The organism is Blastopirellula sediminis (assembly GCF_020966755.1).
Lineage (GTDB): Bacteria > Planctomycetota > Planctomycetia > Pirellulales > Pirellulaceae > Blastopirellula > Blastopirellula sediminis.
Genome location: NZ_JAJKFT010000010.1, coordinates 728,702 through 752,026 on the forward strand (window position 1 = coordinate 728,702; position 23,325 = coordinate 752,026).

22 protein-coding genes are annotated in these 23,325 nt (G+C 58.9%); 11 read left to right on the forward strand and 11 right to left on the reverse strand.

Annotation, left to right across the window (positions count from 1 at the left end):
- Positions 1-199: 199 nt before the first annotated feature.
- Positions 200-760, reverse strand: coding sequence for a rhodanese-like domain-containing protein (locus LOC68_RS14540; RefSeq protein WP_230225148.1), 561 nt, complete (start codon positions 758-760; stop codon positions 200-202).
- A 204-nt stretch (positions 761-964) separates the two neighbouring features.
- On the opposite strand from LOC68_RS14540, the gene LOC68_RS14545 reads away from it, so the two are divergent.
- From LOC68_RS14545 to LOC68_RS14560, 4 genes are read left to right on the forward strand one after another with little or no spacing between them, the layout of a single operon-like run.
- The gene (locus LOC68_RS14545) at positions 965-2,302 is read left to right on the forward strand and encodes an ATP-binding protein (protein ID WP_230220029.1); all 1,338 of its coding nucleotides are present in this window, start codon (positions 965-967) and stop codon (positions 2,300-2,302) included.
- 58 nt (positions 2,303-2,360) lie between these two features.
- On the forward strand, positions 2,361-3,677 hold the full coding sequence (locus LOC68_RS14550) for a tetratricopeptide repeat protein (protein WP_230220031.1): 1,317 nt from the start codon (positions 2,361-2,363) through the stop codon (positions 3,675-3,677).
- 2 nt (positions 3,678-3,679) lie between these two features.
- Positions 3,680-4,987 (forward strand): tetratricopeptide repeat protein, encoded by a 1,308-nt coding sequence (locus LOC68_RS14555; RefSeq protein WP_230220033.1) that lies wholly within the window; start codon positions 3,680-3,682, stop codon positions 4,985-4,987.
- Positions 4,984-5,223, forward strand: coding sequence for a hypothetical protein (locus tag LOC68_RS14560; RefSeq protein WP_230220035.1), 240 nt, complete (start codon positions 4,984-4,986; stop codon positions 5,221-5,223). Before LOC68_RS14555 ends, LOC68_RS14560 begins: the two co-directional genes overlap by 4 nt.
- A 9-nt stretch (positions 5,224-5,232) precedes the next feature.
- On the opposite strand, the gene sdhB is transcribed toward LOC68_RS14560, so the two are convergent.
- The 3 genes from sdhB to LOC68_RS14575 all read right to left on the reverse strand — a co-directional run bounded on the left by sdhB (position 5,233) and on the right by LOC68_RS14575 (position 9,118).
- On the reverse strand, positions 5,233-6,096 hold the full coding sequence (gene sdhB / locus LOC68_RS14565) for a succinate dehydrogenase iron-sulfur subunit (RefSeq protein ID WP_230220037.1): 864 nt from the start codon (positions 6,094-6,096) through the stop codon (positions 5,233-5,235).
- A 90-nt stretch (positions 6,097-6,186) separates the two neighbouring features.
- Positions 6,187-8,172 carry a succinate dehydrogenase flavoprotein subunit gene (sdhA, locus tag LOC68_RS14570; protein WP_230220039.1) on the reverse strand — a complete coding sequence of 662 codons (1,986 nt, stop codon included), beginning with the start codon at positions 8,170-8,172 and terminating at the stop codon, positions 6,187-6,189.
- A gap of 82 nt (positions 8,173-8,254) precedes the next feature.
- Complete coding sequence (locus tag LOC68_RS14575) at positions 8,255-9,118, reverse strand: succinate dehydrogenase cytochrome b558 subunit (RefSeq protein WP_230220041.1); 864 nt, start codon at positions 9,116-9,118, stop codon at positions 8,255-8,257.
- A gap of 435 nt (positions 9,119-9,553) precedes the next feature.
- On the opposite strand from LOC68_RS14575, the gene LOC68_RS14580 reads away from it, so the two are divergent.
- A complete protein-coding gene (locus LOC68_RS14580; RefSeq protein ID WP_230220043.1) occupies positions 9,554-9,961 on the forward strand; it encodes a response regulator in 408 nt (135 codons plus the stop codon).
- Between the two features lie 183 nt (positions 9,962-10,144).
- Here LOC68_RS14580 and LOC68_RS14585 read toward each other — a convergent pair whose 3' ends face one another.
- The 4 genes from LOC68_RS14585 to LOC68_RS14600 all read right to left on the reverse strand — a co-directional run bounded on the left by LOC68_RS14585 (position 10,145) and on the right by LOC68_RS14600 (position 14,963).
- Positions 10,145-10,933 carry a class I SAM-dependent methyltransferase gene (locus LOC68_RS14585; protein ID WP_230220045.1) on the reverse strand — a complete coding sequence of 263 codons (789 nt, stop codon included), beginning with the start codon at positions 10,931-10,933 and terminating at the stop codon, positions 10,145-10,147.
- A gap of 10 nt (positions 10,934-10,943) precedes the next feature.
- Positions 10,944-11,390, reverse strand: coding sequence for an acyl-CoA thioesterase (locus LOC68_RS14590; RefSeq protein WP_230220047.1), 447 nt, complete (start codon positions 11,388-11,390; stop codon positions 10,944-10,946).
- Positions 11,391-11,652: 262 nt separating this feature from the next.
- A complete protein-coding gene (locus LOC68_RS14595; protein ID WP_230220049.1) occupies positions 11,653-12,819 on the reverse strand; it encodes a DNA topoisomerase IV subunit A in 1,167 nt (388 codons plus the stop codon).
- A gap of 62 nt (positions 12,820-12,881) precedes the next feature.
- Positions 12,882-14,963 (reverse strand): DNA topoisomerase VI subunit B, encoded by a 2,082-nt coding sequence (locus LOC68_RS14600; protein WP_230220050.1) that lies wholly within the window; start codon positions 14,961-14,963, stop codon positions 12,882-12,884.
- A 444-nt stretch (positions 14,964-15,407) separates the two neighbouring features.
- Here LOC68_RS14600 and LOC68_RS14605 point away from each other — a divergent pair, with 444 nt between their 5' ends.
- The 6 genes from LOC68_RS14605 to LOC68_RS14630 all read left to right on the forward strand — a co-directional run bounded on the left by LOC68_RS14605 (position 15,408) and on the right by LOC68_RS14630 (position 19,457).
- The gene (locus tag LOC68_RS14605) at positions 15,408-15,776 is read left to right on the forward strand and encodes a hypothetical protein (RefSeq protein WP_230220052.1); all 369 of its coding nucleotides are present in this window, start codon (positions 15,408-15,410) and stop codon (positions 15,774-15,776) included.
- A gap of 44 nt (positions 15,777-15,820) precedes the next feature.
- The gene (locus LOC68_RS14610) at positions 15,821-16,330 is read left to right on the forward strand and encodes a hypothetical protein (RefSeq protein ID WP_230220054.1); all 510 of its coding nucleotides are present in this window, start codon (positions 15,821-15,823) and stop codon (positions 16,328-16,330) included.
- Between the two features lie 169 nt (positions 16,331-16,499).
- Positions 16,500-16,712 (forward strand): hypothetical protein, encoded by a 213-nt coding sequence (locus tag LOC68_RS14615; protein WP_230220056.1) that lies wholly within the window; start codon positions 16,500-16,502, stop codon positions 16,710-16,712.
- A gap of 274 nt (positions 16,713-16,986) precedes the next feature.
- Positions 16,987-18,465, forward strand: a complete 1,479-nt coding sequence (locus LOC68_RS14620; protein WP_230220058.1) for a sensor histidine kinase — start codon at positions 16,987-16,989, stop codon at positions 18,463-18,465.
- A 16-nt stretch (positions 18,466-18,481) separates the two neighbouring features.
- Complete coding sequence (locus LOC68_RS14625; protein ID WP_230220060.1) at positions 18,482-18,901, forward strand: response regulator; 420 nt, start codon at positions 18,482-18,484, stop codon at positions 18,899-18,901.
- 4 nt (positions 18,902-18,905) lie between these two features.
- The gene (locus LOC68_RS14630; protein WP_230220062.1) at positions 18,906-19,457 is read left to right on the forward strand and encodes a GrpB family protein; all 552 of its coding nucleotides are present in this window, start codon (positions 18,906-18,908) and stop codon (positions 19,455-19,457) included.
- On the opposite strand, the gene der is transcribed toward LOC68_RS14630, so the two are convergent.
- The 3 genes from der to LOC68_RS14645 form a co-directional block, all read right to left on the reverse strand.
- Positions 19,454-20,884 (reverse strand): ribosome biogenesis GTPase Der, encoded by a 1,431-nt coding sequence (gene der / locus LOC68_RS14635; RefSeq protein WP_230220064.1) that lies wholly within the window; start codon positions 20,882-20,884, stop codon positions 19,454-19,456. The genes LOC68_RS14630 and der overlap by 4 nt on opposite strands.
- Positions 20,885-21,386: 502 nt before the next feature.
- Positions 21,387-22,019 carry a pentapeptide repeat-containing protein gene (locus tag LOC68_RS14640; RefSeq protein WP_230220066.1) on the reverse strand — a complete coding sequence of 211 codons (633 nt, stop codon included), beginning with the start codon at positions 22,017-22,019 and terminating at the stop codon, positions 21,387-21,389.
- A gap of 474 nt (positions 22,020-22,493) precedes the next feature.
- Positions 22,494-23,168, reverse strand: coding sequence for a pentapeptide repeat-containing protein (locus LOC68_RS14645; protein WP_230220068.1), 675 nt, complete (start codon positions 23,166-23,168; stop codon positions 22,494-22,496).
- Positions 23,169-23,325 lie beyond the last annotated feature (157 nt).

Consider the following 23,325-nt stretch of genomic DNA (forward strand, 5'->3'; position numbering starts at 1 on the left):
CAATCCGCGTGACGGAAATTGCGTCATTCCAACGGATCAACCGCGGGGCCATATCCATTCGCTACGCTTGGTAGGGCCCGCTGAGCGGACCAATCGAAACGCCTACGTCCGTCCGTAGTCATAGGGGACGAAACATGCTACCCCGGTACGTCTCTTGCGTCTCGTTTGGTCCGCTCAGCGAACCCTACCTGTTTTCCAATTAGGCGACGCTGCAAGTATTCGCCGGCGGCTCGCCCTTCACCTGGTTCCACGGCATGCGCGCCAACATCATCGCCATACCGCAGGTATCGGTAACGCCGGCGAAGATCAGCCCCGCTCCGACGAAGGCCGAAATGCCGATGAAGTACGGGTGCACGGTTAGTCCCAACACGGCGCCCAACAACACCAACGATCCGGCGGCGATACGAACCTGACGTTCCAGCGCCATCGCTTTCTTTCCGCGAACGACCGGCAACTTGGCCGCTTCCCAGGCCACAGTTCCCCCTTCGACGTTCACGACGTTTTCATAGCCAGCGGCCACAAACTTGCGGCAGGCCTGATCGGCCCGCTTGCCGCTGCGGCAAATCACGTAGAGCGGCTGCGTCGCCTCAAGCCGACGAGCTTTCAACACGCCGTTGACGTCAAGCGATTCCAGCGGCGTATTCCGAGCCGAGGAAGCATGGACCTCGCGGTATTCGGCCGGCGTACGGACATCGATCAACTCGATCGGCTGGCCCGACTTCTCGCGCTCGGCCAATTGGGCGGGCGAAATAGTAAGGATGTCGGACATGATAAACGCTCCTTCTCGCAGGAAATGTTCCACAACAACAAGCAAGGTCAGCTGGCGCACTGCCGGCGATTGCCCTCGCCTCATAACTTCAATATATCGCTACCTTCCGACATGTCAATAGGAAAATTAATTCTTTCTGGTCCCCAAATACCGTATATTGAAGCTCTTCTTTCCTCCCGCTGGAGTATGGTCTGAATGTCGAATGAAGCTGTCGCTGCGCTGCGAGCCGCGCTAGAAGTTTCCCCCAATAACATCCCGCTCCGCCTGCACTTAGCCAAAACCTTGGCCGATATGGGGCGGACGGCGGAAGTGGAGACGGAACTGAAAGAGGCGCTCACCTACGATCCGCACAATGCGGAGCTAAAGCTGGCGCTGGCCCATCATTTTGTGCGGACGGCGAAATCGAGCCACGCGCTGGTGATCCTGGAGGAACTTGTCGCCCGCGGCGAAGCGACGCCTGCCGCTCGGGTCGTCCTGGCCCGTTTGCTCCTTTCGGATGGCGAAGTGCGCAGCGCCGTCGCCCACTACAAAGAGGCGATCGACGCCGATCCGGACGTCGAAGATGAGGAACTGTCGGCCAAGCTCGGCGTCGGCGGCTCGTGGCAAGATTCCGACGTCGTCGAAGGACGCGTCCGCGAGATGCAAGGGGCTCAGCCCGATCCAGAACCTGACGCGCCGGAAAGACCGAAGATCAAATTCGCTGACGTCGGCGGGATGTCGGCTGTCAAAGAAGACATCCGGATGAAGGCGATCTATCCGCTGGAGCAGGCCGAGATGTTCGCCGCTTACGGCAAGAAGGTCGGGGGCGGCATCCTGATGTACGGCCCGCCTGGTTGCGGCAAGACTTATCTCGCTCGCGCCACGGCCGGCGAAATCAATGCGTCGTTTCTGTCGATCGGCATCAACGACGTCCTCGAAATGTGGATCGGGCAAAGCGAACGGAATCTGCACGCGATCTTTGAACAAGCCCGCCGCAACGCTCCCTGCGTGCTGTTCTTCGATGAGGTCGACGCGCTTGGCGCACGTCGCAGCGACATGGTGAGCGGCGCCGCGCGACAGATCATCAATCAATTCCTCGCCGAGCTGGACGGCGTTGATTCGGACAACGAAGGGGTCGTCATCTTGGCGGCGACCAACGCCCCGTGGCATATCGATGCGGCGTTTCGTCGCCCCGGTCGCTTTGACCGCGTCATCTTCGTTCCGCCGCCGGACGCGCCGGCCCGGGCCGAAGTGCTGGAAGTGCAGCTCCGCGGCAAACCCCAAAAGAACATCGACGCCGCCAAAATCGCCAAGCTGACCGAAGGGTACTCCGGCGCAGACCTCAAAGCGATCGTCGACTTGGCGATCGAAGCGAAACTGGCCGAAGCGATGCGGACCGGCGTCCCGCTGCCGCTGACCACTGAAGACTTGCTAGCCGCACTGAAGCGAGTGAACGCGTCGACCAAAGAATGGTTCGCCACCGCGAAAAACTACGCCGTCTTCTCCAACCAAGGCGGCGTCTACGATGACATCCTGAAGTACTTGAAACTGTGAGCTTCGCTCCTTTCTTCTCTCTCCTTCCTTTCGACTCCCAATCGCCTACAGTTCGCGAATGATTGAAGCCCAAATCCAGCATGCCCGCTTGCTGATGCAGCAAGAGCGTTACGACAAAGCCGCCGAGTCGCTCCAAGCGGCCCTCTCCCAACAGCCTGACAACCCGCTCGCCCATGCGCTGATCGCCGTGTGCCTGGGACAAGAGGAGAAGTTCGACCAGGCGACCCACCACATCCAAGAAGCGTTGCGGATGGCGCCGTCGGTCGCGCTGGTGCATGCGATCCAAGCCGACTTGTTCTACAAGCGAAACCGTCCCGAAGAAGGCCTGGAAGCGGCCAAGCGGGCGGTCGAACTCGAACCAGACTCGCCGGCGAATTACGCCGCCTGCGCCCGCGGCTTCATTTTGCTGAAGCAATGGGCGAAAGCGCAAGAATGCGCCGAGCTTGGCTTGGCGATCGACGCGGAAGACGTCGGCTGTTTGAACCTTCGCGCCGTCGCTCAGCGTCAGCAAGGAAAGACGGGAGACGCCAACGAGTCGCTGCGAACGGCAATGGAGCGCGATCCGGACAATCCCTACTCGCACGCGAATCTCGGTTGGTCGCTCTTGCAGCAAGGGAACCGAGAGGAGGCGATCCAGCACTTTGGCGAGGCGCTGCGGCTGGAGCCGGGTCTGGAAATGGCTCAGGCCGGCCTGATCGAAGCGCTCAAGTCGCGCAACACCCTCTACGCGTGGATGCTGAGGTATTTCCTCTGGATGGCGACTCTCTCCGGTGGAAAGCAATGGATGATCCTGATCGGCGGCTACGTCGCCTATCGGGTCGTTTTTAGCTTCACGAAGAACAATCCCGACTGGGCGCCTTACTCCACCCCAATCTTGGCGCTGTACATCGCGTTTGCAGTGATGACCTGGATTGCGAGCCCGCTGTTCGACTTGGTGCTCCGACTCGATCGCTATGGGCGATTGATTCTCACCAAGGAGCAAATTCGAACCTCGAACATGATCGGGCTCTGCCTGATCGGCGTCTTGGCTGGGCTGTTGCTCTATCCCTTCGCGTTAACGCGTTTGCCGCTGAGCGTCGCCTGGTTTCCGACGCTGCTCGTTTCCGCATCGTTCGGCGTATTGCTGCCGGTCCTGTCGCGCATCTACGCGTGCGACAAAGGTTGGCCGCGGAACGTGACGATCGCGATGGCGGCCGTGTTAGGTCTCGGCAGCTTGCTCTGCATCGCCGCCGGAACGATCTCGCTCTTCTTGCCGGCCGAGCAGATGAATATGGTCCTCGTCGCGATTTCGTCGCCGTTTTATCTCCTCTGCGTCGGAGCGCTCATCTCGCAATTCGCGCTGAACTATCTCGTCGGCGTGCGTGTGCGACGTTAGCGATGAACGACGAAACTCTGCAGCGGGCCAACTTGTTGATGCAGCACAATCGCTTCGATTTGGCGATTGAAGCCTATCGCCAGGTTTTGGCCGATTCGCCGGAACATGCTGTCGCGCACGCATCGCTCGGTTGGTGTCTGACGAAATGCGGGCGACTGGACGCGGGAGAATCCCACATTCTGCAAGCGGTCCAACTCTCGCCCGATAAAGACTACGTTCATCAGATCCATGGTCTCCACCTGATTCAGCGTCAGCATTATGCGGAAGCGGAAGCGGCAATCGCACGAGCGCTCGAGATTCAGCCGGAATACGCGCCATACTACGCGCTGTTGGCCAGCACGTTGAGCAGCCAGGGGAAGTTCGCCGCCGCGGTCGCTGCGGCGCAGCAAGGGATCTCCCTATCGCCTTCGAACGTTCCCTGCGTAATCGAAAAGCTGCTGGCGCAAATCGACCTGAACGATTTCCCTGCGGTCGAAGAGACGATTCAATTGGCGCTGCGGCTCGCCCCGGAGAGTTCGGTCCCCCATGCGGCGCAAGGTTATGTGCTGCTCAACCAGAAAGAGTTTGCGTCGGCGGCCGACGCGTTCCGCGAAGCGCTGCGACTCGAACCGCAAATGCTCTGGGCACGCAACGGGCTGGCGCAATGCCTCAAGGAACGCTTTCCCTGGTACGCCAAAGCGGCCGGCTTTCGACTTCTGACGCTTTCTAAGCACGCGTTGCGATGGTATGTGATGTTTGCGGCGATCGCGATCTACGGACTCGTGCGTTACGCACTGGCCGCACCGCCGAAGCCCGCCTACTTTCTGGAACTGCCGCTGCTGATCTTCTTTACGACGGTGTTTCTTACCTTTTCGATTGAACCGCTCGCGGTCTGGTTGCTCGCCTTTGATCGAGAAGGCAAGCACTTGCTGCTGCCGCAGCAGATCCGCTTCGCCAGTGCGGTCGTCGGTTTGCTCTCGCTGGCGATTCTCTTTTGGATCGCTGGCTTCGTCGCCTTCCTGGGGCAGATTTCTTACGACGCGTGGCCCCTCTATATGATGGCGTTCAGCGTCGCTTCGCCGATTCCTCCCTTGTCGAAAGCATTCGAATGCGAATTTGGTGGGGCGTCGGATTCGATCTGGAGCGTGATCGGAATCGCCGTGGTCGCCGGTCTGATTTGCTTCAGCCTAGCCGCGTGGAGCTTATTGGGATCGTTTCCCCTCGATGCGAACTACTACACGTGCCTTGGGCTGGTCATCGTCAACATGGCCACGTTGGGCGCATCGGTCTTGATGCCGCTCACCCGTTTTCCGCAAGGAAAAGCAAAGTGAATGACGCCGACGCAACCCACGAAGCGATCGGAACCGTCATCGGCTTCGCAGCCGGCTGCGTCGTGGTGCAACTGTCCGACGGCAGCGAAGTCATCTGCCGCGGCGTGAAGCGAATCCATCGCATCTACGGCTGCTTCACTCCGCGGATCGGACAGCGTTTTCTGATTCGCTATTCACGCGGGCCGGCAAGGCTTCCGCTGCTGATCAAAGTGTTAGACGACGATTCGGCGAAATGATCGCCCCCCTTACGCCCAGTCGAACCACTTCTTCAGCGTGTGGAACGTCGCGTCGCGGCCGACCTTGGCGATGCTGCGGGTCAGCGGGATATGCTTCGGGCAGACGGAGACGCAGTTCTGGGCGTTGCCGCAGATCTGGATGCCACCCTCGGCGGTGATCGCGTCCATCCGTTCGCGCTTGTTCATTTCGCCGGTCGGGTTCATGTTGAACAGAACGACCTGGCTGATGGCGTGCGGGCCGACGAAGTTGGCGTCGTACGTTTCCGCTTTCCGTTCTTCGAAGGCGTCGTGCGATTCGCCCGACTGTTGTTCCAGTTCGATCTTGGCGAACTGCGGGCACGATTCGACGCAGCAGCCGCAGGTCATGCATTCCGACAGCGGATAGGAAGCTTCCTGGGCGGCCATCGATTGCTTCGGACCAGGGCCGAGATCGTAGTAGCCGTCGACCGGCACCCACGCTTTGACCTTCTTCAGCGCCTGGAACATGCGGCTGCGATCGACCATTAGGTCGCGGACGACCGGGAACTTGCTCATCGGGCGAAGTTCGATCGTGGCGCCATCTTCGTCGAGCAGGCGATCAATCAACGCCGAGCAGCTTTGGCGAACGCGACCGTTGATCACCATCGTGCAAGCGCCGCAGACTTCTTCCAGGCAGTTGCAGTCCCAGCAAACCGGCGAGCACTTCTTGCCGCCATCTTCTTCGCTGCGAGCCGCGATTTTTTGCAGCACGCTGATGACGTTCAATTCGGGTTCGTAGGGAATCGTGAAATAGGCCCAGTAGCTCGGTTGACCGGGACCGTTTTTCCGAAGCACCTTCACGGTGAACGACTGCGGCTTGGGTCGGTTCGGCTTTTCTTCAGAGTGAGCGATCATGGCTTACTGGCGACTCCTCGGAATCGATTCAGCGCCGCGGCGCGACGCTTGGTATGACAGTGGTTTGTGCGAGTTTGGTACGAGTTGCGACTAGTTGACTGCGGCCGGCTGTTGGGCTGCGGCCGCTTTCTTGGCGGCACGCTCCTTCCAGACCTTTTCGATGATGTCGGCGCCGACCAGCCCGTACAAACGGGGGCGCGGCGGCAGCAGCGACGTGTCGACTTCTTCGTAAGTAATCGTCGGTTCGCCGTCAGCGTCGCAAGTGGCGATCGACGACTTCAGGAACTTATCGACATTTTCCTGGAACTTGTCGCACCACGCTTCGGCTTGTTGGTGACGTTCGTTGTAATCTTCGGCGGTCAGACCGGGGAGCTCGAACGCCGGCTTGTAGTGGGCGCCGCGGCATTCGTCACGCAGCAAGGCGCCCTTCAAAATCGCCTTGGCGATCGGGAACATGTCTTGCAGCGCCTTGGTGAACAAGACGTTTTGGTTCGACCACGAGCCGGTATCGGACAGCGAGCAACGCTTCACGCGTTCCCCCAGGTCGTGCACGACGCCGATCGCGCTTTCGAGCTGTTCGTTGACGCGAACCACGGTCGCCGCTTTGGTCATGATGTTCCCCAGCTCCTGATGGATCAGGTAGGGGTTTTCGCCGCCAGTGTTCTTCAAGAGCGCTTGGTGACGATCCTTTTGCTTGGTCAGCGCGGCGTCGAACAGCGACTGCGGGCGATCGGCGGCCGATTTGCCTTCCGGCATGTTCTTCAGCAGCGTTTCGAGCCCCGGCGCCAGGAAGAGCCCGGAGAAAATGCAGCTGAGGAGCGAGTTCGCTCCCAAGCGGTTGGCGCCGTGATAGTGGTAATCAACTTCGCCGATCGCGTAAAGATTCGGAATGTTGGTGACCTGGTTCTTCGGCGAACCGGGCATCAGGCCGCCTTCGGCGGTCCGCTGATAGTCGGTCCAGAGACCGCCCATCGAGTAGTGAACCGCCGGGAAGATCTTCATCGGCGTGAACCGCGGGTCGACCCCTTGGAACTTTTGATAGATGTCGAGAATGCCGCCCAGCTTGCGGGTCAGTTCGTTCGGCTCGATGTGCGTCAGATCCAAGTAAACGCACTGGCGATCCTTCTCAACGCTCAACCCTTCGTTGACGCAGACGTTGAAGATTTCGCGGGTCGCGATGTCGCGCGGCACCAGGTTGCCGTACTTCGGATAACGTTCTTCCAGGAAGTAGTAACGTTCCGATTCCGGAATCGCCTTCGGGCTGCGCGTGTCTTGCGGCGTCCGCGGAACCCAAACGCGCCCCCCTTCGCCACGAGCGCTTTCGCTCATCAGACGCAACTTGTCGGCGCCCGGAATCGCGGTCGGGTGAACCTGGATGCATTCGCCGTTGCCGTACTTGGCGCCAACTTGCATGCAGCGGCTCGCAGCGCTGCCGGTGCAGGTCATCGACATGGTCGAGCGGCCGTAGATCAAACCGCAACCGCCGGTCGCAACGACGACGGCGTCCGCTTTGAAGATCCGCAGCTCCATCGTCACGATGTCTTGGGCGATGGCGCCGATGCAGACGCCCGCTTCGTCGAGCACGGGGCTCATGAAGTCCCACGCTTCGTACTTCTTGACCAGCCCTTCCACTTCCCAGCGGCGGACCTGTTCGTCGAGAGCGTAGAGCAGCTGCTGGCCGGTCGTGGCGCCGGCGAACGCGGTTCGCTTGTAGAGCGTCCCGCCGAAGCGACGACGATCGAGGAACCCTTCCGGCGTTCGGTTGAAAGTCACGCCCAAGCGATCCATCAGGTCGATCACTTTCGGCGCCCAGTCAGCCATTTCTTTGACCGGCGGCTGGTGGTTGAGGAAGTCGCCGCCGTAGATGGTGTCGTCAAAGTGCTTCCACTCGTTGTCGCCCAACTGCCGCGTCTGATCGTTGACGCTGTTGATCCCACCTTGAGCGCAAACGCTGTGCGAACGCTTGACCGGGGTGATGCTCATCAGGTCGACCGCGATGCCGAGTTCGGCCAGTTTCATCGTGGCCGCCAAACCGGCGAGTCCGCCGCCAACCACCAGAACGCGTTGCTTCGCCATGCCAGAATTTCCCTCGTATCAAGTCAAGCCGCACCAACGCACGGCCGTTGTAAGCGTTGTGTAGTCTCTCGCCGCGGGCGCGTTACTCGCTGGCCGCCGGCTTCTCGGCCGCATCTTCTTTCGGAGCGGCGCTGTTAAAGGCGGGCGCTTCTTCCAGCGGTTCCCCCTCCGGCAGATCCCGTTTGTGCTCGCTCGGCGGAATGTCGCCGATCTCGACCAGCAGTTCGTAGGCGGTGTTTTCCTTCTCGCGAATCTCCGGCAAATCCTTCAGCGTCCAGAGGCCGACGATCGACGTGATGCCGACCAACGCCAGACCAAGACCGAAGATGCTGGTCACGCACTTGGCGCCGATCTGCGCTTTCGGGCTGACCCAAATCCCCCACGTGATCCCCATCGTGAACAAACCGTTCGAGAGGTGGAACACGCAGGCCAACACGCCGATCGTGTAGAAGATCGGGTACAGGACCGAGGCCTGCATCGCAAGGGCGGCCGAAGTGGCGGCGTTGTATGGTTTGAACATCCCGCCCCAGCCGTGGATCAGCTGCAGCCAGGCTTCGTTATGAATCCAGCCGTGCATGTGGAAGACGTGCCACGCGATGAAGACGAAGGCCAGCAGACCGGTCGCTCGCTGCATCGTGTAGCGGAAGTTGCTGTTGTAGCGGTACTCGGTGTAATTGGGAGTCGCCCCCATCGTGAAGGCGAGACCGAGAAACGCGTGGAACATGATCGGCAGGAAGATGAACGTCCATTCGACCAGCGGCAGCAGCGCCCCCAGCGAGTGAATGGAGAAGACGTTCCGCTGGAACGTCTCGGGCGAAGCGGCGACGCTCGCATTCACCGTCAGGTGGACGATCATGTACGCGCCGACCGGTACGAGACCTGTCAGCGAGTGGAGCCGGCGAATCAAAAATTCGTTACGAGCCCAGAAACCGGGTTTGTTACTCACCTGCAACCCTCATTGGCGGCGGTCCGCGACCAACCCTAACTGCCAAAGCAGTAAGGATTTAGAACGCAATCCAGACATCTGCCGGTACATAACCGGCGGGAAGAAAACTCATCATTGCCTGATGCGTTCTTGTTTATACCGCAAACGGAATCGGCATTTGAAGTACCCTCGCCGACACCATTTACGCAAAATTCGTCCGAATTTGCCCGTGGTGGCAATCTAGGCAATCGCCTGTCAATTCGGCAGCAGTTCGGGGACCCGTGATTTAGGGGTTAATGACGCTAAATCACTACACGGCCCAGATTTACTACGAAGATGACAGCATTGCGTGAAATTGGAATTAAAATTGCTCTATTGGAAATCAGCATCTGTGCATACAACGATGCCTGCAAGTCCGTCACCCTCTTTCACCGCAAAGCGGCAGAAGATGAAACGATGGGGATCGTCCAAACCCCAAACTTGTTGATCACCGACGACGACCGCGGCTTCCGAGAAACGCTGGCCGAGGTTTTCGCGGCTCGCGGTTTCCAAACCCATCTGGCGAAGGATGGGATGGAAGCGATTGACGTCGTCCGCTCGACTCGGATCGACGTGGCGCTCTTCGACTATCACATGCCGCGCAAGACGGGGCTCGAAGCGATTGTCGAATGTCGCACCGCCGTCTCGCAGCTGCCGTGCATCCTCCTGTCCGGCAATCTGGACGAAATGATCCGCCAGCAAGCGATCTCGGCCCAGGTCTTCTCGATCCTGTCGAAGCCGGTCAGTCTGCCCGATATCACCTCGAAGGTGCGAGAAGCGCTCCAGCAGCGTTTTCCGGAACGTTACGGCTCGCCCGAGAACTAACGGCCGGCGATTCACAACACTAGCCCGCAGCGCAAGCAAGGGAATGCGCTCGGCTATCTCGAATGACCAACGCTTCCAAAGTCGTCATTCGATTTTGCTTAGATGTTCGCGCTTCGAAATTCGTCGCTTACTTGCACGCGCATTCCCTTGCTTGCGCTGCGGGCTAGTATCATAGCGCGATCGCTACGCGATTCGCTTGAGGACGTAGACGACGTCCTCGCTCTTTTCGCTCACCACGATCGGCTGCTCTTGATCGTAGGTAAAGTCATACGTTTGGGCGATTTCCCAGCCGCCGGCCGTTTGCAACGTCTGCTCCATTTGCTCGGCGGTGTAGGTCCGAAAGCTCAGGTCGCCGGTCACTTGCAGATCGCGATCTTTCGCGGCGATGTCATAACTGAGGGAGGCCCGTTCGATCCGAGAGTCGAGATCGCGATCGTACGTCTCCAGATGGCACGTGACGGTTACGTCGTCGCGAGTAGCGACCCAAGTTTCCTCTTCCAGCGGATCGCCGATCGTCGGCGTCAGATGAAGGCCGACCACGTAAATTCCGCCGGGGCGGATCACGTCGGCCATGCAGCGAAAATGCGAGACCGCCTTCTGCTCCGACAACAGATGTCGGACGCTGTTAATCATATTGAAGCCCGCGTCGAACGGCTCGGGCTGTGCGAATTGCGCCAGCTGAAAGTTGGACATGTCGCCGGCCAGCAGATCAGCGCTCGGGCACCGCTGGTGGCAATAGCGAGCCATCTTGGCGTTTAGCTCGACCCCGGCGACGTCGTATCCGGCCTGATCAAGTTCGACGAGCAGTCTTCCCGTTCCGCACGCAGGCTCGAGCAACCTTTGTGCAGGCCCATCGACGTAGCGGTCAAAGCAGAAGCGGAGGAATTCAAACTCCGACTCCCAGTCGTCCGCAAAGATGATGTCGTAATACTCAGGCAGATCGTAGATGTCGGCGATGTTGGGATCGTTCATGGCCGACGACTCAAACTTCGTGTCCTTCGAAGGACTGAATCAACGCTCGGATGTCATCCGGAATGCGAATCGCCTGTTGATTCTTGTAGTCGAAATAAACGACGCCCGACTCGCCGTCGGCGACGATCTGCTTTTGATTGACGCTGTAAATCGCGTGGCTGATGCGGATGCTCGTTCCGCCGAGCCGCGTCGCTTTGGCGCCGACGAGCATCGTGTCAGGAAAGCGAACCTGGCGGCGGAAGTTGCAAGTAACCGAAAAAAGAATCGGCCCTGTTCCGCTCTCCGCCATCTTGCCGTCCAGCTTAGCGGCCGAGAGATACTCGACGCGTGACGACTCGAACCAACGCAGGTAAACGGTGTTGTTCACATGCTGGAACGAATCCATGTCCCCCCACTGCACCGGAATCTGCGCGACGGCGTAGTAGTCGGCCAGTTCCGGCGGTTTCTCAAAACTCACAATGCGCTCCTTTAGGGAGACGGGTGACGAAGGGGGCTTCGCCTATTCTATCCAGGCGGTTGAAAAAAGACGAATAGGACCACGCAACACTAACCCGAGGCGCGAGCCGAGGGAAAGCGTTTGAAAGTAAGAAAGAGGCCGTCGTTTACCTTTCAACGCAAAACGACGGCAATCGCTTATCGCTGAATTTGACCACATTCCCTCGGCTCGCGCCTCGGGTTAGTTTTTGCGACGTAGGGTTGGTCCGCGTACGGGCTCCGACCTAGTCCAACCACCGCTGCTCTTCCAGCCGCTGCGGGACGTACTCTTCGGTCACGTAGCTCAGTCCTTGACTGATGAGCGCTTCCACTTCCAATTTGAAGCCGTTTTCCAGCAGCTTGGCGATCTCTTTCTGCCAGGTCTTCTTGTGCTCAAACCACGGGTACTTGGCGATCTGCTTGGCCCGTTTGCGGTCGGTGTCGTTCAGCGCGATCTGGACGCTGGGATTCAGATTGCACCGTTCGTAGTCGACCGCGCAAAGCCCCAGGAACTTCGCATCCGGCACCGCCATTCGCTTCGACTCGTAGGCCAGGTTGATCGAGCCTTGCTTGATCACGCTGTAGATGTAATATCCCCACGGATCGTTATCGAAGACGCAGTAGATCGGCAGCTTTAATTCGTTGTTCAAACGATGCAGCAACCGCCGCACGCCGCGCGGCGGCTGTCCGCTACCATGCGTCAAGATGCAGTTATGTTTCTTCCAGAACTTGTCTTCGTTGAAGCGCTGCCAGACCGTATCTTTTTCGACATGCAGGACGAAGTCGGCGCCGCACTCGACGAACTGGATCACATCCTCTTCCACAATCGAGGGAATCCCGTAACCGCCGCTCCCCATACGCGAGCAGTCGATCGTGTCTCCCTTGTCGTTCAGGATGATGTTTCCGACCATGCTGCCGCGCTGCTGGGCGTACAAGTGAAGCTCTTCGCGCAGCGAGTTGAGCAACACTTCCAAGTCTTCGATGATCGGATCGCTTTCGGCCTGATCGCTGAAGGTCTCTTCTTTCGTGCCGGCGATCGTATGCTTCATCAGGTAGTAGAGACCTCGGATGCTGGTCGTCTTGCCCGATTCGACCAATCGCTTGCAGCCTGACGCGGCGAGCATCGTCTGCATGTAGCTCTTCGCCTGGTTCAGGTTGAACAGCTGACGCGCGGTCGTGTTTTTGCCCATCTCCAGAATGCGCTGCGACTTGTTGTAGCGAACGTTGGAGAGACTCCGGGTCGGTATCTCAAGCTTCGGGTCGCGGGTCTTCTGCGCGGCGGAAACGACCGAGTCAGCCAGGTTCGTCAGACTGCCGATCGTCTTCTTGTCGCGCGGCGTCAGCTTGACCTTCTCCGAACTATCACTGCGAGCCGGTTGGGCGACTTTCTTCGCGGTTTTCTTCTTGGCCATGGCCTATGTCTATTTTGATTTTTGTGATTCAGATTCTGGGAGCCGCGTCTTCAACGCACTGCTTATTCGTCTTCCATTTCCTCGAATTCTTCGAGGGAATCGTCGCTAGCGACGGAGCCATTGGACGAAGGACGATTGAGCAAATCTTCGGTCGTCTTTTCGACGATCAGGACGTTGTCGCCAAAGTCTTCGGTCTCTTCGACCAGCTTGCCCGACTCGGTCAGCTTCATGTCGGCTTCGGCCGTCTTCTTCTGTGCGACCGCCATCAGGTTGTCGTACACCGTCTGGCGATCCGAACCGTTGATCTCGCTCACCGCCGTCGCCACTTCGCCGAGATAACGCAGGAAGATGCTGCGGCGATCGGCTTGCTGTTTGACCAACTGCCGCTTGCGGAGGAACATGCCGAGCTTGCGTCCGACCGCCTGCAAGGCGAGCCGCAGTTCTTTCTGAATTTCAGGATAGCTGGCGACCGCTTCTTTCGATTCGCTGGTAAAGGGAACCCAGACGCTCGCCATATGAACCATCACCGTGACCGGGCCGCTCGGCAAGTTGCCGCGCGACTGGGTGAGCCCGTAGCTTCGCCAGTTCATGCCGGTGATCGACTGGGTAATCGCACAGGCGCTTTGCGAAAACTGCAGCGGAACGCGGTTGGCGTAACGGAGCACGTTCATCGACTGACCTTCGCTGATGTTGACGTTCTGCATCGCGTCGAACAGCACGTCAATCTCGCGCGGCTTCAGCTTGCCGGGGCTTTTGCGAGCGCCGAGCTTCGAAGCCTTGGTGATTCGGTCGGCCGCATCGGCGCCCAATCCGCTGAAGGTGTTGATCAGGAACTGACGAACGGTCCGCGCGTCGCTTTCCGACAGCAGTTCTTTCAGCAGGTCCTTCGTAATCTTTGTCGTTTCGACCGAACCGCCGTAGGCGAGCGCCACTTCGATCAAAAACGGGTTGCCGCGATAAACGGCCGGCGGTCGAGTCGCGGCGCAGTAGAACTCGGCCGGCACCACCTGGTGCATCCCTTTGAGCAGCAACTCTTCGCCGATCGGCACGATACAGTCGGTCGACGGGTTGCTGATCTTGGTTTCCTGAATCGAGTGGTAGAGCTTCTCGATCTCGTCGCGGTTCAGCTTTTTGGCGTGCGTCCGCGTGCCGATCTTCGCCCCGTCGCAGATCTGCTTGGCGATCCCGTTGGAGACGCGCGAAAACGCGCTGGTCAAAAAGCCGGAGATCGTCGTTTCGCTCGTATCCTTCAGCATCGTGATCAAGCGGCCGACTTCGACCCCGTACGGGTGCGGCTTGATTTCGATCGGTTCCGGCGGCAGCTGTCGCGTCGAGCGATTGTAGGTCCGCAGGTTGTTTTCCGGATCCATGTAGTGGATCGTGACGTGCGGGTTCGCGATCGCCGTCTGTTCCAGGTACTCGTCGACGCTGCCGCGGCCGCGCTGGTACTTCGCTTCCAGTTCGATCGTCACGCGGGTGCCGCTTTGCAATTCCTTGCCGGTTTCTTCCGGAGCGTCGCCAGGGTAGTGCGAGACCCATTCGATCCCATGCTTGGCGATGTACTTGTGCCCTTCCTGGCCGGCCGGGATATCTTCCCCTTCCCCTTTGTTGTTGAGGATTTCGGGGTCGTTGGTCTTGGTGTTGATCCGCAGCTCGTAGTAGTGAGCCGGCTTGCGGATCGAGACCTTCGAGACGATCTTCACCGGTTTGCCGGTCGTCAGCAGGCCGTACATGCCGGCCGCGCTGATGCCGATACCCTGCTGACCGCGGCTCATCCGGAGCCGGTGGAACTTCGACCCGTAGAGGAGCTTGCCGAAAATCAGCGGGATCTGCTTCTTCAAGATCCCGGGGCCGTTGTCCTGGATCCCCGCCTTGTAGCGGTTCGGTCCGGTCTGTTCGACATGGACCCAGATTTCCGGGACGATGCCAGCCTCTTCGCAGGCATCCAGCGAGTTGTCGACCGCCTCTTTGATGGTGGTCAGCAGCGCTTTGCGGGGATTATCAAAGCCGAGCAGGTGGCGGTTCTTGGCGAAGAACTCGCTGACCGAGATCTCACGCTGGCTCTTGGCCATCGTTTCCGCGGTCGCACGGCGCTTGGACTTGGGGGCTTCCTGGGTGGTCATTTCCGCCTCAATCGTCGACAAAACAGGCGTTCCTTTCGGGGTGTGGCAGCGTCAAATCCGTGACAGGCTGGGGAAGAGAAATGTTTCGACAAACATCGGCGCGAAAGCGTCCAAACTTCCGTCTGCGGCGTAATTTCGCCAACGTGCGGGCCGATCGCAACCCCGGGGACCCTCGGCAGGGCAGGGGAGCGGCGGCCATCCGCGGTCGACGTGACGCGAGCCAAGACAATCGGCCGATTGTAGTAAACTTTGCCGATTGCAACGACAGGACAATCCGCGAGTTTGCGGAAAAGCCGGAAGCATCGTCACATTAGGGGCATTTGGCATAAACAGGGCAGAAACATTCACGCGCCGCCTAAGGAGTTCCGAATAACGATTGCAGCAGTCGAAACATTGCGCCCCTGCAAAATCGGGGATGCGCGCCAATACCAAACCGAACATTTTTTACTGCTCGACGGCGGCCCGATGAGCCGCATGCCGAAGGAGACGATGATGCAAGCTTTCGCCATCCGGGCGCTGATCTGCGGCTTTGTTTTGGCCGCTGGCCTGACGGTCGCCGCCGATAACGCGTCGGCCCAACAGCCGTTCACGCAGTACTACGTCGCCGATCCCTACATGGGCGTCCACGCCGAGATGTACGTCTCGCCGGTTCCGACCCCGCCGCTGGTCGGTCATACGTCCATTACGTATCCGCCGCTGGCTCCGCACGAGTGGTTGTACCCGCACACGCGACGTTACTACCAAACCTACAACGGCGGACGCGGCTGGAATCGGACGACCGTCCGTTGGTACGGCGGTCACAACTGGCTATCGCCGGCTAATCCGTTGTTCTAAGTCGGCCCGACGACCAAGCAAGTTCTAAGCAAGGATCCCGAGCGATGACCCGTAACCTGATTTTCGCCGCGCTGCTGGGCGTCACGGCGATGGCCGCGATCGCGGCCAAAGCGGAAGCCGGCTGGCCTGTCACCTATAACGGCGCCGCCGTTATCGCCGCTGAAAATGCGGCTGGCTATCCGTGGCATGGTGGATACTACTATCAAGACTGGCACACGCCGGTCGCGTTGGTCGTGCCGCCGACCGCCTCGATGCAGACGCACTACAGCTGGGGCGTTCCGTCGAGCCGCGTCACGCCGATCAACCATCAGTTCACTCCGATCAATCCCGGTCCGGTCGGCGACGTTTCGATGCTTCGCCCGACCCCGTACTGGCCGAACAACACCTATCAGTTCGGCGTGTATTACGTCCGCGGACCTTGGGAACATCGCGAACCGAACCCGTACAGCTCGTGCCATCACGGCGGCGGCGGGATTTGCCATGGCCTCTTGAATCGGCTTGGCTCTGGCTGCGGAAACGGCAATTGCAACGGCAACTGCCCGAACTGCCGCTAAACGAATCAACGTTTTCCTTGAAAAAGGGGGGAGCATCATGCTCCCCCTTTTTTTGCGCTTTTGCGGCGGCCGGCGGAACCCCACGTTGATCTTGACGATCCCCCGACTGTCGCCGACTATCCGCAGGCAGACATCCCACATTCGGTCGCAGTTTTCGGAGCCCCACCCGATGCGTCTTCGCCCTCTCCTAACGTCGCTCGTAATCGCCAGCGTCATGCTCGTTTCGACCGGATGCCTAAGCCTCAGCTTGGGAGGCAGAACGTGCACCGGCAACAGTCCCGAAACGATGGCCCGCATCGCGGCGCTCGAGCAGCGGGTCAATGCACTGGAACAGATGCTGCCGCCGCCGGTCGAAATGGTAATGACGCCGGCAGGGCGCTAAGACAGCGCTGGATAGCGACGTTGACGAATTTACCAACTCGGTATCATGCGGCGTCTCGCATTCAAGCGCGAGCCGGCTTGCGTCTTGATAGTTGACGGGTATGTTTCGCTGGACGAATATTCGCCAAATTGGGTGCGCGTCGAACGAGAATGTTGTTTCGCCCTGGGAAAGCGGCCACAATACGAACGAATGTCAGAGGGGTCGCCATACGCCGCATTCAAGCGACCCCTGCAAGGCGACAGGAACGCTTTGACGACATGGGGCAAAACGTAAGATGGCGAAAATGACCGGGTCGGTCGGTTCTACCGACGACTTCACGATTGATATCGAGATCTGTCCGATCGCGATCATGCTGGTTTCGTCAGCCGGGAAGATTCTGCGCAGCAATCGGCGTCTCGATCAACTCTTTGGTTACTCGACCGGCGAACTCCACGGACAATCGGTCGAAGTTCTCGTTCCCACGCACGTCCGCCCCTACCATTCGGACCTGCGTAACGCCTTCTTCGAGGTCCCAACCAGCCGTCGCATGGGGACCGGTCGCGACTTGCATGGCGCTCGCAAAGACGGCGTGATGATTCCGGTCGAAATCGGCCTCGATCCGGTCCAAGTCGACGACGACGTCATGGTGATCGTCTCAGTCCTCGACATTCGCGAGCGGAAGAAAAACGAGGCGATGATCCTCCGGGCGCTCAACGCCGCTGCCAGCGCCATGATCCAGGTAAGCGAAGCGGGCGCAATCGAACTGGTGAACAACAAGGCCTGCCAGCTGTTCGGCTACAAGCACGAAGAGATGATGGGACAGCCGATCGAAATGCTAGTGCCGGAGCGTTTCCGCCGCAAACATGCGGTCTATCGCAACAGCTACAACAACGATCGCTACGCCCGGAACATGGGCGCCGGACGCGACCTGTTTGGCGTACGAAAAGATGGGACCGAATTTCCGATCGAAATCGGTCTGACGCCGGTCGAGGAAATGGAAGGGAAGTCGACGATGGCCACCATCATCGACATCACCGACCGCAAGTCGAAAGAGCATGACATCGCTCAGAAGGCGATCCAACTGGAGCGGCTGAACGAAGAGCTCAATCAATTCGCCTACAGTGCGTCGCATGATCTGAAAGCGCCTCTCGCTTCGATCGCCGGCTTGTTGCACGTTTGCGAAAGCGATCTGGAGCTAGGCGACTTCGAGGAAGTGAAGCTCAACATTCCAAAAGCGAAAGCGCTCGCCGAACGCCTGGCCGCGCGGATCGAAGTGGTCCTGTCGCTGGCGAAATCGGACCTCGTTTCGATTAACTGGGAAGAGGTCGACGTCGAGCAGCGATTCCAAACGATCTGGTCGGCGCTCAAGCACGAAGGAGTCGACGTCGAAACCGACTTTCAGCATGCCGAACCGGTTTACAGCATTCCGGTCCGCTTTGACGTAACGCTCGAAAACCTCCTCTCCAACGCGATCAAGTATCAAGACCCGGCGCAAAAGAACCGTCTGGTACGGATCAAAACATGGACCGCCGACGATCAATTCTGCTTGTCGGTGGCCGACAACGGCGTTGGCATTCCCGCCGAATTCCACAATCGCGTTTTCAAACTATTCCAGCGTTTTTCCGACGACGACAAAGCCGGCAGCGGGATTGGGCTCGCGCTCGCGAAAAAGTACATTACCCAGCTAGGCGGCACGATTACTTTCGAGTCCGCCAAAGGAAAAACGATATTCTCGGTCGTCTTACCGCAGAATAACCGTCTCGCAAATCGATAGAGAAGCAGGAGCCGAGATGACCGTTACGATTGCCGTGGTAGACGATAGCGATGTCGATCGTTACCTCGTACAGCGCGTCGCCAAGTATTTGGAGATGGACGCCAAGGTGATCGAATTCGAAGCAGGCGATCACTTCTTCGACGCGATCATCGACGAACAACGGCGCGCTACCGATTTCGGCGACTTCCCGCCGCCGGTTCTGATCTTGCTCGACATCAACATGCCGCGGATGAACGGCCACGAAGTTTTGGAGTCGATGCAAGAGAAGTTCGGCAAGGAGTACAACTTCATGGTCGTCGTGATGTACTCGTCGTCCGATTTCGCCGAAGACAAACTGAACGCCATGAAGTTCCCGTTCGTCAAAGACTACATCGTCAAACCGATCACCAAGGATCAACTGCAGCAAGCGATTGATCGCTATTGCCTGGCGACGTGATGCGATGTTCGATCCGAATCTTGAAACCGGCCTGATCGGCGGCGTCGAACGGCGCGAGATTCAGATCGTCGACTACCAACCGGATTGGCCAGAAACGTTCGCCGCTCACAGCCGCCAGATCCAAGCCGCAATTCAGGGCGCGGCGATGCAAATCGAGCATATCGGCTCGACGTCGGTTCCTGATCTCGCAGCCAAGCCGATCATCGACATTCTGCTGGTCGTCGCCAACTCGGCCGACGAGTCGAGCTATCTGTCTCACTTAGAACAAGTCGGCTATCAGCTGCGCGTTCGCGAGCCCGATTGGCATCAGCATCGGATGCTTCGCACGCCCGAGAGGGACGTTCACATCCACGTCTATTCGACCGGCTGCGTCGAGATTGACCGCAACCTGGCTTTTCGCGATCGACTGCGTCAGTGTGCAGAAGATCGCATTCGTTATGAACGCGTCAAACGGGAACTCGCCCAGCGCTCGTGGGACGATATGAACCAGTACGCCGCCGCGAAGACCGAAGTGATCGAAAGCGTTCTCTCAGCGGCCGGCGACGCGACGAACTAGTCGTCGTTCAACTCGTTCAGCATGTCGCTTTCCGATCCGTCCGCCAGATCGCCGTCATGCGGACTGATCGAACCCTCGCCCCCTTCGCCGTCTCCACCTTTGAAGTCGGCTTCCTGGCGGCGATGCAGATAGAGCTTGATCGGCACTTCGCTAAAGCTGACGTGATCGCGAAGCATCGAAAGCAGATAACGGCGATAGCCGTCGCTGAACGCCTTCGGCGAGTTGCACTTCAACACGATCGTCGGCGGCTGAGCGCCGATCTGCGTGGCGAAGTAGATCTTCGGGCGACGCAGCTTGTAGAGCGGCGGCGGCGACTTTTCGAGAGCGAAGCGAATGATGCGATTCAATTCGCCGGTCGAGATGCGTTCGCGCGACTGCTTGTACAGCATCTGCGCGTGGTTGAGCAGCGCTTTGACGTTCTTGCCGGTCTGACCGGTGATGAACGCAACCGGCGCGTACGGAATGTTGCGGAAGGTGTCGTGCAGGTAGGTCGCCCAGCGATCGGTCGGCATCTTGTCGTGGTAGAGATCCCACTTGTTGACGACGAAAACGACCGGCTTGTAGTTCTCAGCGATGTAAGCGACCAGCTGCTTGTCGACCTTGCTGATCTGCTGCGACGCGTCGAAGAACATCAGCACCACGTCGGCCCGGCGAATGCTTCGCTCAGCGCGATGGGTGCTGTAGAAGTCGATATCGGTCTTCACGCTGACGCGGCGACGCAAGCCAGGCGTATCGATCGCGGTGAACGACTTGCCGTCGAGCTCAAAGCGGATGTCGACGCTGTCGCGGGTCGTGCCGGCCACTTCGCTGACGATCATTCGTTCGGCGCGGGCCAACGTGTTGACGAAAGTGCTCTTGCCGACATTGCGACGGCCGACGACGGCGATCTTCATCTCCGGTTCGCCGCTGGAAGCTTCTCCCTCTTCGGCGTCGGGCAAACGATCGGCGATGACGTTCAGCAGGTCATCTTTGTTTCGGTTCTGCAGCGTGCTGACCGGGACCAACATTCCCCGCCCCAGTTGATAGAACTGGTCGGCGTCATGGTCCATGTGCGATTCGTCGGTCTTGTTGGCGACCAGCACGATCGGCTTGTTGACGTGCCGCAAACGTTGGGCGACTTCCTGATCGAGCGGCAGAATCCCGTCACGAGTATCGACCACAAACAAAATCAAATCGGCCGAGTCGATCGCGATGTTGATCTGTTGTTCGATTTCGTCGGTCAGGTCGTCGACGTCGTTAATCCCGATCCCGCCGGTGTCGACGATTTCGAAGTAGCGATCGCGCCACTGCATCAGATAGGTCATGCGGTCGCGGGTGACCCCGGCCACGTTGTCAACGATCGCCAAACGCCGACCAGCGAGCCAATTAAACAGGCTCGACTTCCCCACATTAGGGCGACCAACGATGACGACTTGCGGCAAACTCATGGGATTTCTACAGACTCAAATGCCAGCGGCGCGCCCCGCAAGATTCCGACGGAAACCTTCCTGATTCCCCTCGAACTCATCCCCCCCGGTCAGAGCGGCGCCTAAGTAAACACCCAGTGTAGACGAAGACGGTCGGGAAAGCACGGCGCCCCAGCCGCAACCGATCGGAAACTGCCGTTCTGCGGGGATTGCCGGAAAGCGGGGTCTGGAAAAGGGCGAAACGGAGCCCCATACCCCCATTTTGCGGCTAAGGAGGCGGCGAAGAGCCGATTCCAAATTGAAGGCGCCTTTCGGTCGTCAGAGAATTCGACAATCAAACGATCAGAAGCGGCGGAAGACGCGACCGCGTCCACCAACTGGAACTCCCAACGCCGCGACTCGCTATTCGGTTGTCGCGAAGATGCTAAAAGCTTCTCAGCGAGATCTTCAAGCGATCACTCGACTCCCCACCGTGCGCAAGCGGGGAAATCGAGTCGTCAAGGTTTCGTGCTGCGAAGCCGGCTTAGGCCCAGACCTTCCACCACGGACGTTTCGCCTTCGACTTCGGGATCGGTTGGAACTTCTTGTGCTTCGTACAGGCGTTCTTCGCTCGCTCGATCAGCGTGCCGCTCATGTTGGCGTCATGCATGTCGGCGTCGGTGAAGTCGGCGTCGTCGATTTTGGCGTTGCTCAGGTTGGCGCCAACCATGATCGCGCCGCGGAGGTCGGCTCGCGTTAGATTGGCGGACGACAGGTCACACCGCAGGTCGCACATGCTGAGGTCGGCTTCGACCAGCCGCGCCGAAGAGAGATTGCCCCCTTCCAGCTTGGCGTAACGCATGTTGGCGTTGGTCATGTTGGCGCCGGTGAAGTTCGAGCGCTGCAATAGGGTGTCGGTAAAGTTGGTCTTTTGCAGATTCGCCCCGGTAAAATCGGCGTCTTGCGCCGAAGCGCCGATAAAGGAAGCTCCTTCCAAGTCGGACCCGGCGAAATTACAGCCGTTCATACTGTCGCTGTCAAAAACGCAGTCGCGGAGGACGCGATTGGAAAGGTCGGCCCCTTTCAAATTCTTGCCAACCAGTTTTTGCCCCTGGAGGCAATCGGCGTCCATTTCAAAAAGAATGTCGCCTGATTCCCGATGCTTGATTTGAATCATAATAGCCCGTTGCCCGCTTTCTAGAAGTTTAGAGATACGACAACCGCGCTTTCCGATGACCAAACACCGCCAAGCCGAACAGGTATCGCTTCCGCCAAGCGGTACGAAAAATTCGGCGACGGCCCGAGGAGGAATGTACCCCTGCGGCAAGTCTGCGGAAAACGCTTCGCAATAATGCCTTGCTAGTCTCTGCGCCTACTTCTCTGCTGCGCTCATCTCTATTACGCCGTCGGCCTCTGTCGCCTCATTCCATGGCGTTTCTGTTCCTGGTCGATTGGGGTGACGTCACCAAGCAATCGCCCTTAAAGCGATGCGAAGGTAAGGCCGTCTTCCCCAATTGCATGCGGGTAAAAGATCTGACCAGTTACTTATGATTCTAGAAAAGCAGTAGTTACGCCCCAAGAGAAAAATTGCAACTTTCTTGGTGCAGATTCGGTAAGATGCGAAGTATCGTCGCTCAACTGGGTGGAAACTTTACTTCCAAACTTTCCACCATGGGCCCTTTGGCTTGCTTGGTCGACTTTGCATTTCCTGCATCGCGCCATCGAGCAAAGTACCTTTGAGAATTGCGCCGGTAAGCTTCGCACCCACTAGTTTCGCACCATCAAGATTTGCGCTCGTAAGATCGGCGCCCATCATGATCGCGCCGTCGAGTTGCGCGTTGCGCAAGCTCGTTCGCCGCAGCGCCGCGCCGGTCAAATCGGAGGAGCGCATGTCGCAGCGATTCATCTTCGCCGAACAGAAGTCGCCGCGCAGCGTCGCCATGCTGAGATCGCAATCGGACATCGACGCTTGGGTTAGTTTCGCCGCGGTCAGGTCGGCGTATCGAAACGAACTGCGGGTTAGCGTCGCTTCGACGAACGACGCGCGATGCGCCTGGGCGTTCGAGAAGTCGGCGCCTCCTCCTTCGCACCCATCCAAATTGGCGTCGGCCAGGCTGGCGTTTTGCAAACTGGCCGACTCGAGTCGAGCCCCGCGCAGGTCGGCATGCCGCAAGTCGGCGATGTCGAGATTGGCGCCGCGCAGATCGGCGCCAGCCAGGTCGGCGTAGGCGAGCGCCTTGCTCGACAAATTCGCCCCCCGTAACGTATCGGCCGCTACTTGGAACAGCGGCTCGCCGGTTTCCCGATGTCGAATTTCGATGGGCATAGCGTTATCGGCGCCTACCAAGAAAAAAGTAAGCCGAATCGATCTCCCCTTTTCCAGCCAAATAGGGGAAAAGAGGCGGTCGAGGCGCATGCCGCAGGCGAGTGGTCGCGACATTCCAGCCAAAATCGGACCGTATCCATCTACCGCAGAGGTTGGG

What these genes read in the sequence shown, in the direction of transcription:
- LOC68_RS14545 (WP_230220029.1), top strand. Translation starts at nt 965, where the DNA reads ATGTCGAATGAAGCTGTCGCTGCGCTGCGAGCCGCGCTAGAAGTTTCC.
- LOC68_RS14550 (WP_230220031.1), top strand. Translation starts at nt 2,361, where the DNA reads ATGATTGAAGCCCAAATCCAGCATGCCCGCTTGCTGATGCAGCAAGAG.
- LOC68_RS14555 (WP_230220033.1), top strand. Translation starts at nt 3,680, where the DNA reads ATGAACGACGAAACTCTGCAGCGGGCCAACTTGTTGATGCAGCACAAT.
- sdhB (WP_230220037.1), bottom strand. Translation starts at nt 6,096, where the DNA reads ATGATCGCTCACTCTGAAGAAAAGCCGAACCGACCCAAGCCGCAGTCG.
- sdhA (WP_230220039.1), bottom strand. Translation starts at nt 8,172, where the DNA reads ATGGCGAAGCAACGCGTTCTGGTGGTTGGCGGCGGACTCGCCGGTTTG.
- LOC68_RS14580 (WP_230220043.1), top strand. Translation starts at nt 9,554, where the DNA reads ATGGGGATCGTCCAAACCCCAAACTTGTTGATCACCGACGACGACCGC.
- LOC68_RS14585 (WP_230220045.1), bottom strand. Translation starts at nt 10,933, where the DNA reads ATGAACGATCCCAACATCGCCGACATCTACGATCTGCCTGAGTATTAC.
- LOC68_RS14595 (WP_230220049.1), bottom strand. Translation starts at nt 12,819, where the DNA reads ATGGCCAAGAAGAAAACCGCGAAGAAAGTCGCCCAACCGGCTCGCAGT.
- LOC68_RS14605 (WP_230220052.1), top strand. Translation starts at nt 15,408, where the DNA reads ATGAGCCGCATGCCGAAGGAGACGATGATGCAAGCTTTCGCCATCCGG.
- LOC68_RS14610 (WP_230220054.1), top strand. Translation starts at nt 15,821, where the DNA reads ATGACCCGTAACCTGATTTTCGCCGCGCTGCTGGGCGTCACGGCGATG.
- LOC68_RS14615 (WP_230220056.1), top strand. Translation starts at nt 16,500, where the DNA reads ATGCGTCTTCGCCCTCTCCTAACGTCGCTCGTAATCGCCAGCGTCATG.
- LOC68_RS14620 (WP_230220058.1), top strand. Translation starts at nt 16,987, where the DNA reads ATGGCGAAAATGACCGGGTCGGTCGGTTCTACCGACGACTTCACGATT.
- LOC68_RS14625 (WP_230220060.1), top strand. Translation starts at nt 18,482, where the DNA reads ATGACCGTTACGATTGCCGTGGTAGACGATAGCGATGTCGATCGTTAC.
- LOC68_RS14630 (WP_230220062.1), top strand. Translation starts at nt 18,906, where the DNA reads ATGTTCGATCCGAATCTTGAAACCGGCCTGATCGGCGGCGTCGAACGG.
- der (WP_230220064.1), bottom strand. Translation starts at nt 20,884, where the DNA reads ATGAGTTTGCCGCAAGTCGTCATCGTTGGTCGCCCTAATGTGGGGAAG.
- LOC68_RS14640 (WP_230220066.1), bottom strand. Translation starts at nt 22,019, where the DNA reads ATGATTCAAATCAAGCATCGGGAATCAGGCGACATTCTTTTTGAAATG.
- LOC68_RS14645 (WP_230220068.1), bottom strand. Translation starts at nt 23,168, where the DNA reads ATGCCCATCGAAATTCGACATCGGGAAACCGGCGAGCCGCTGTTCCAA.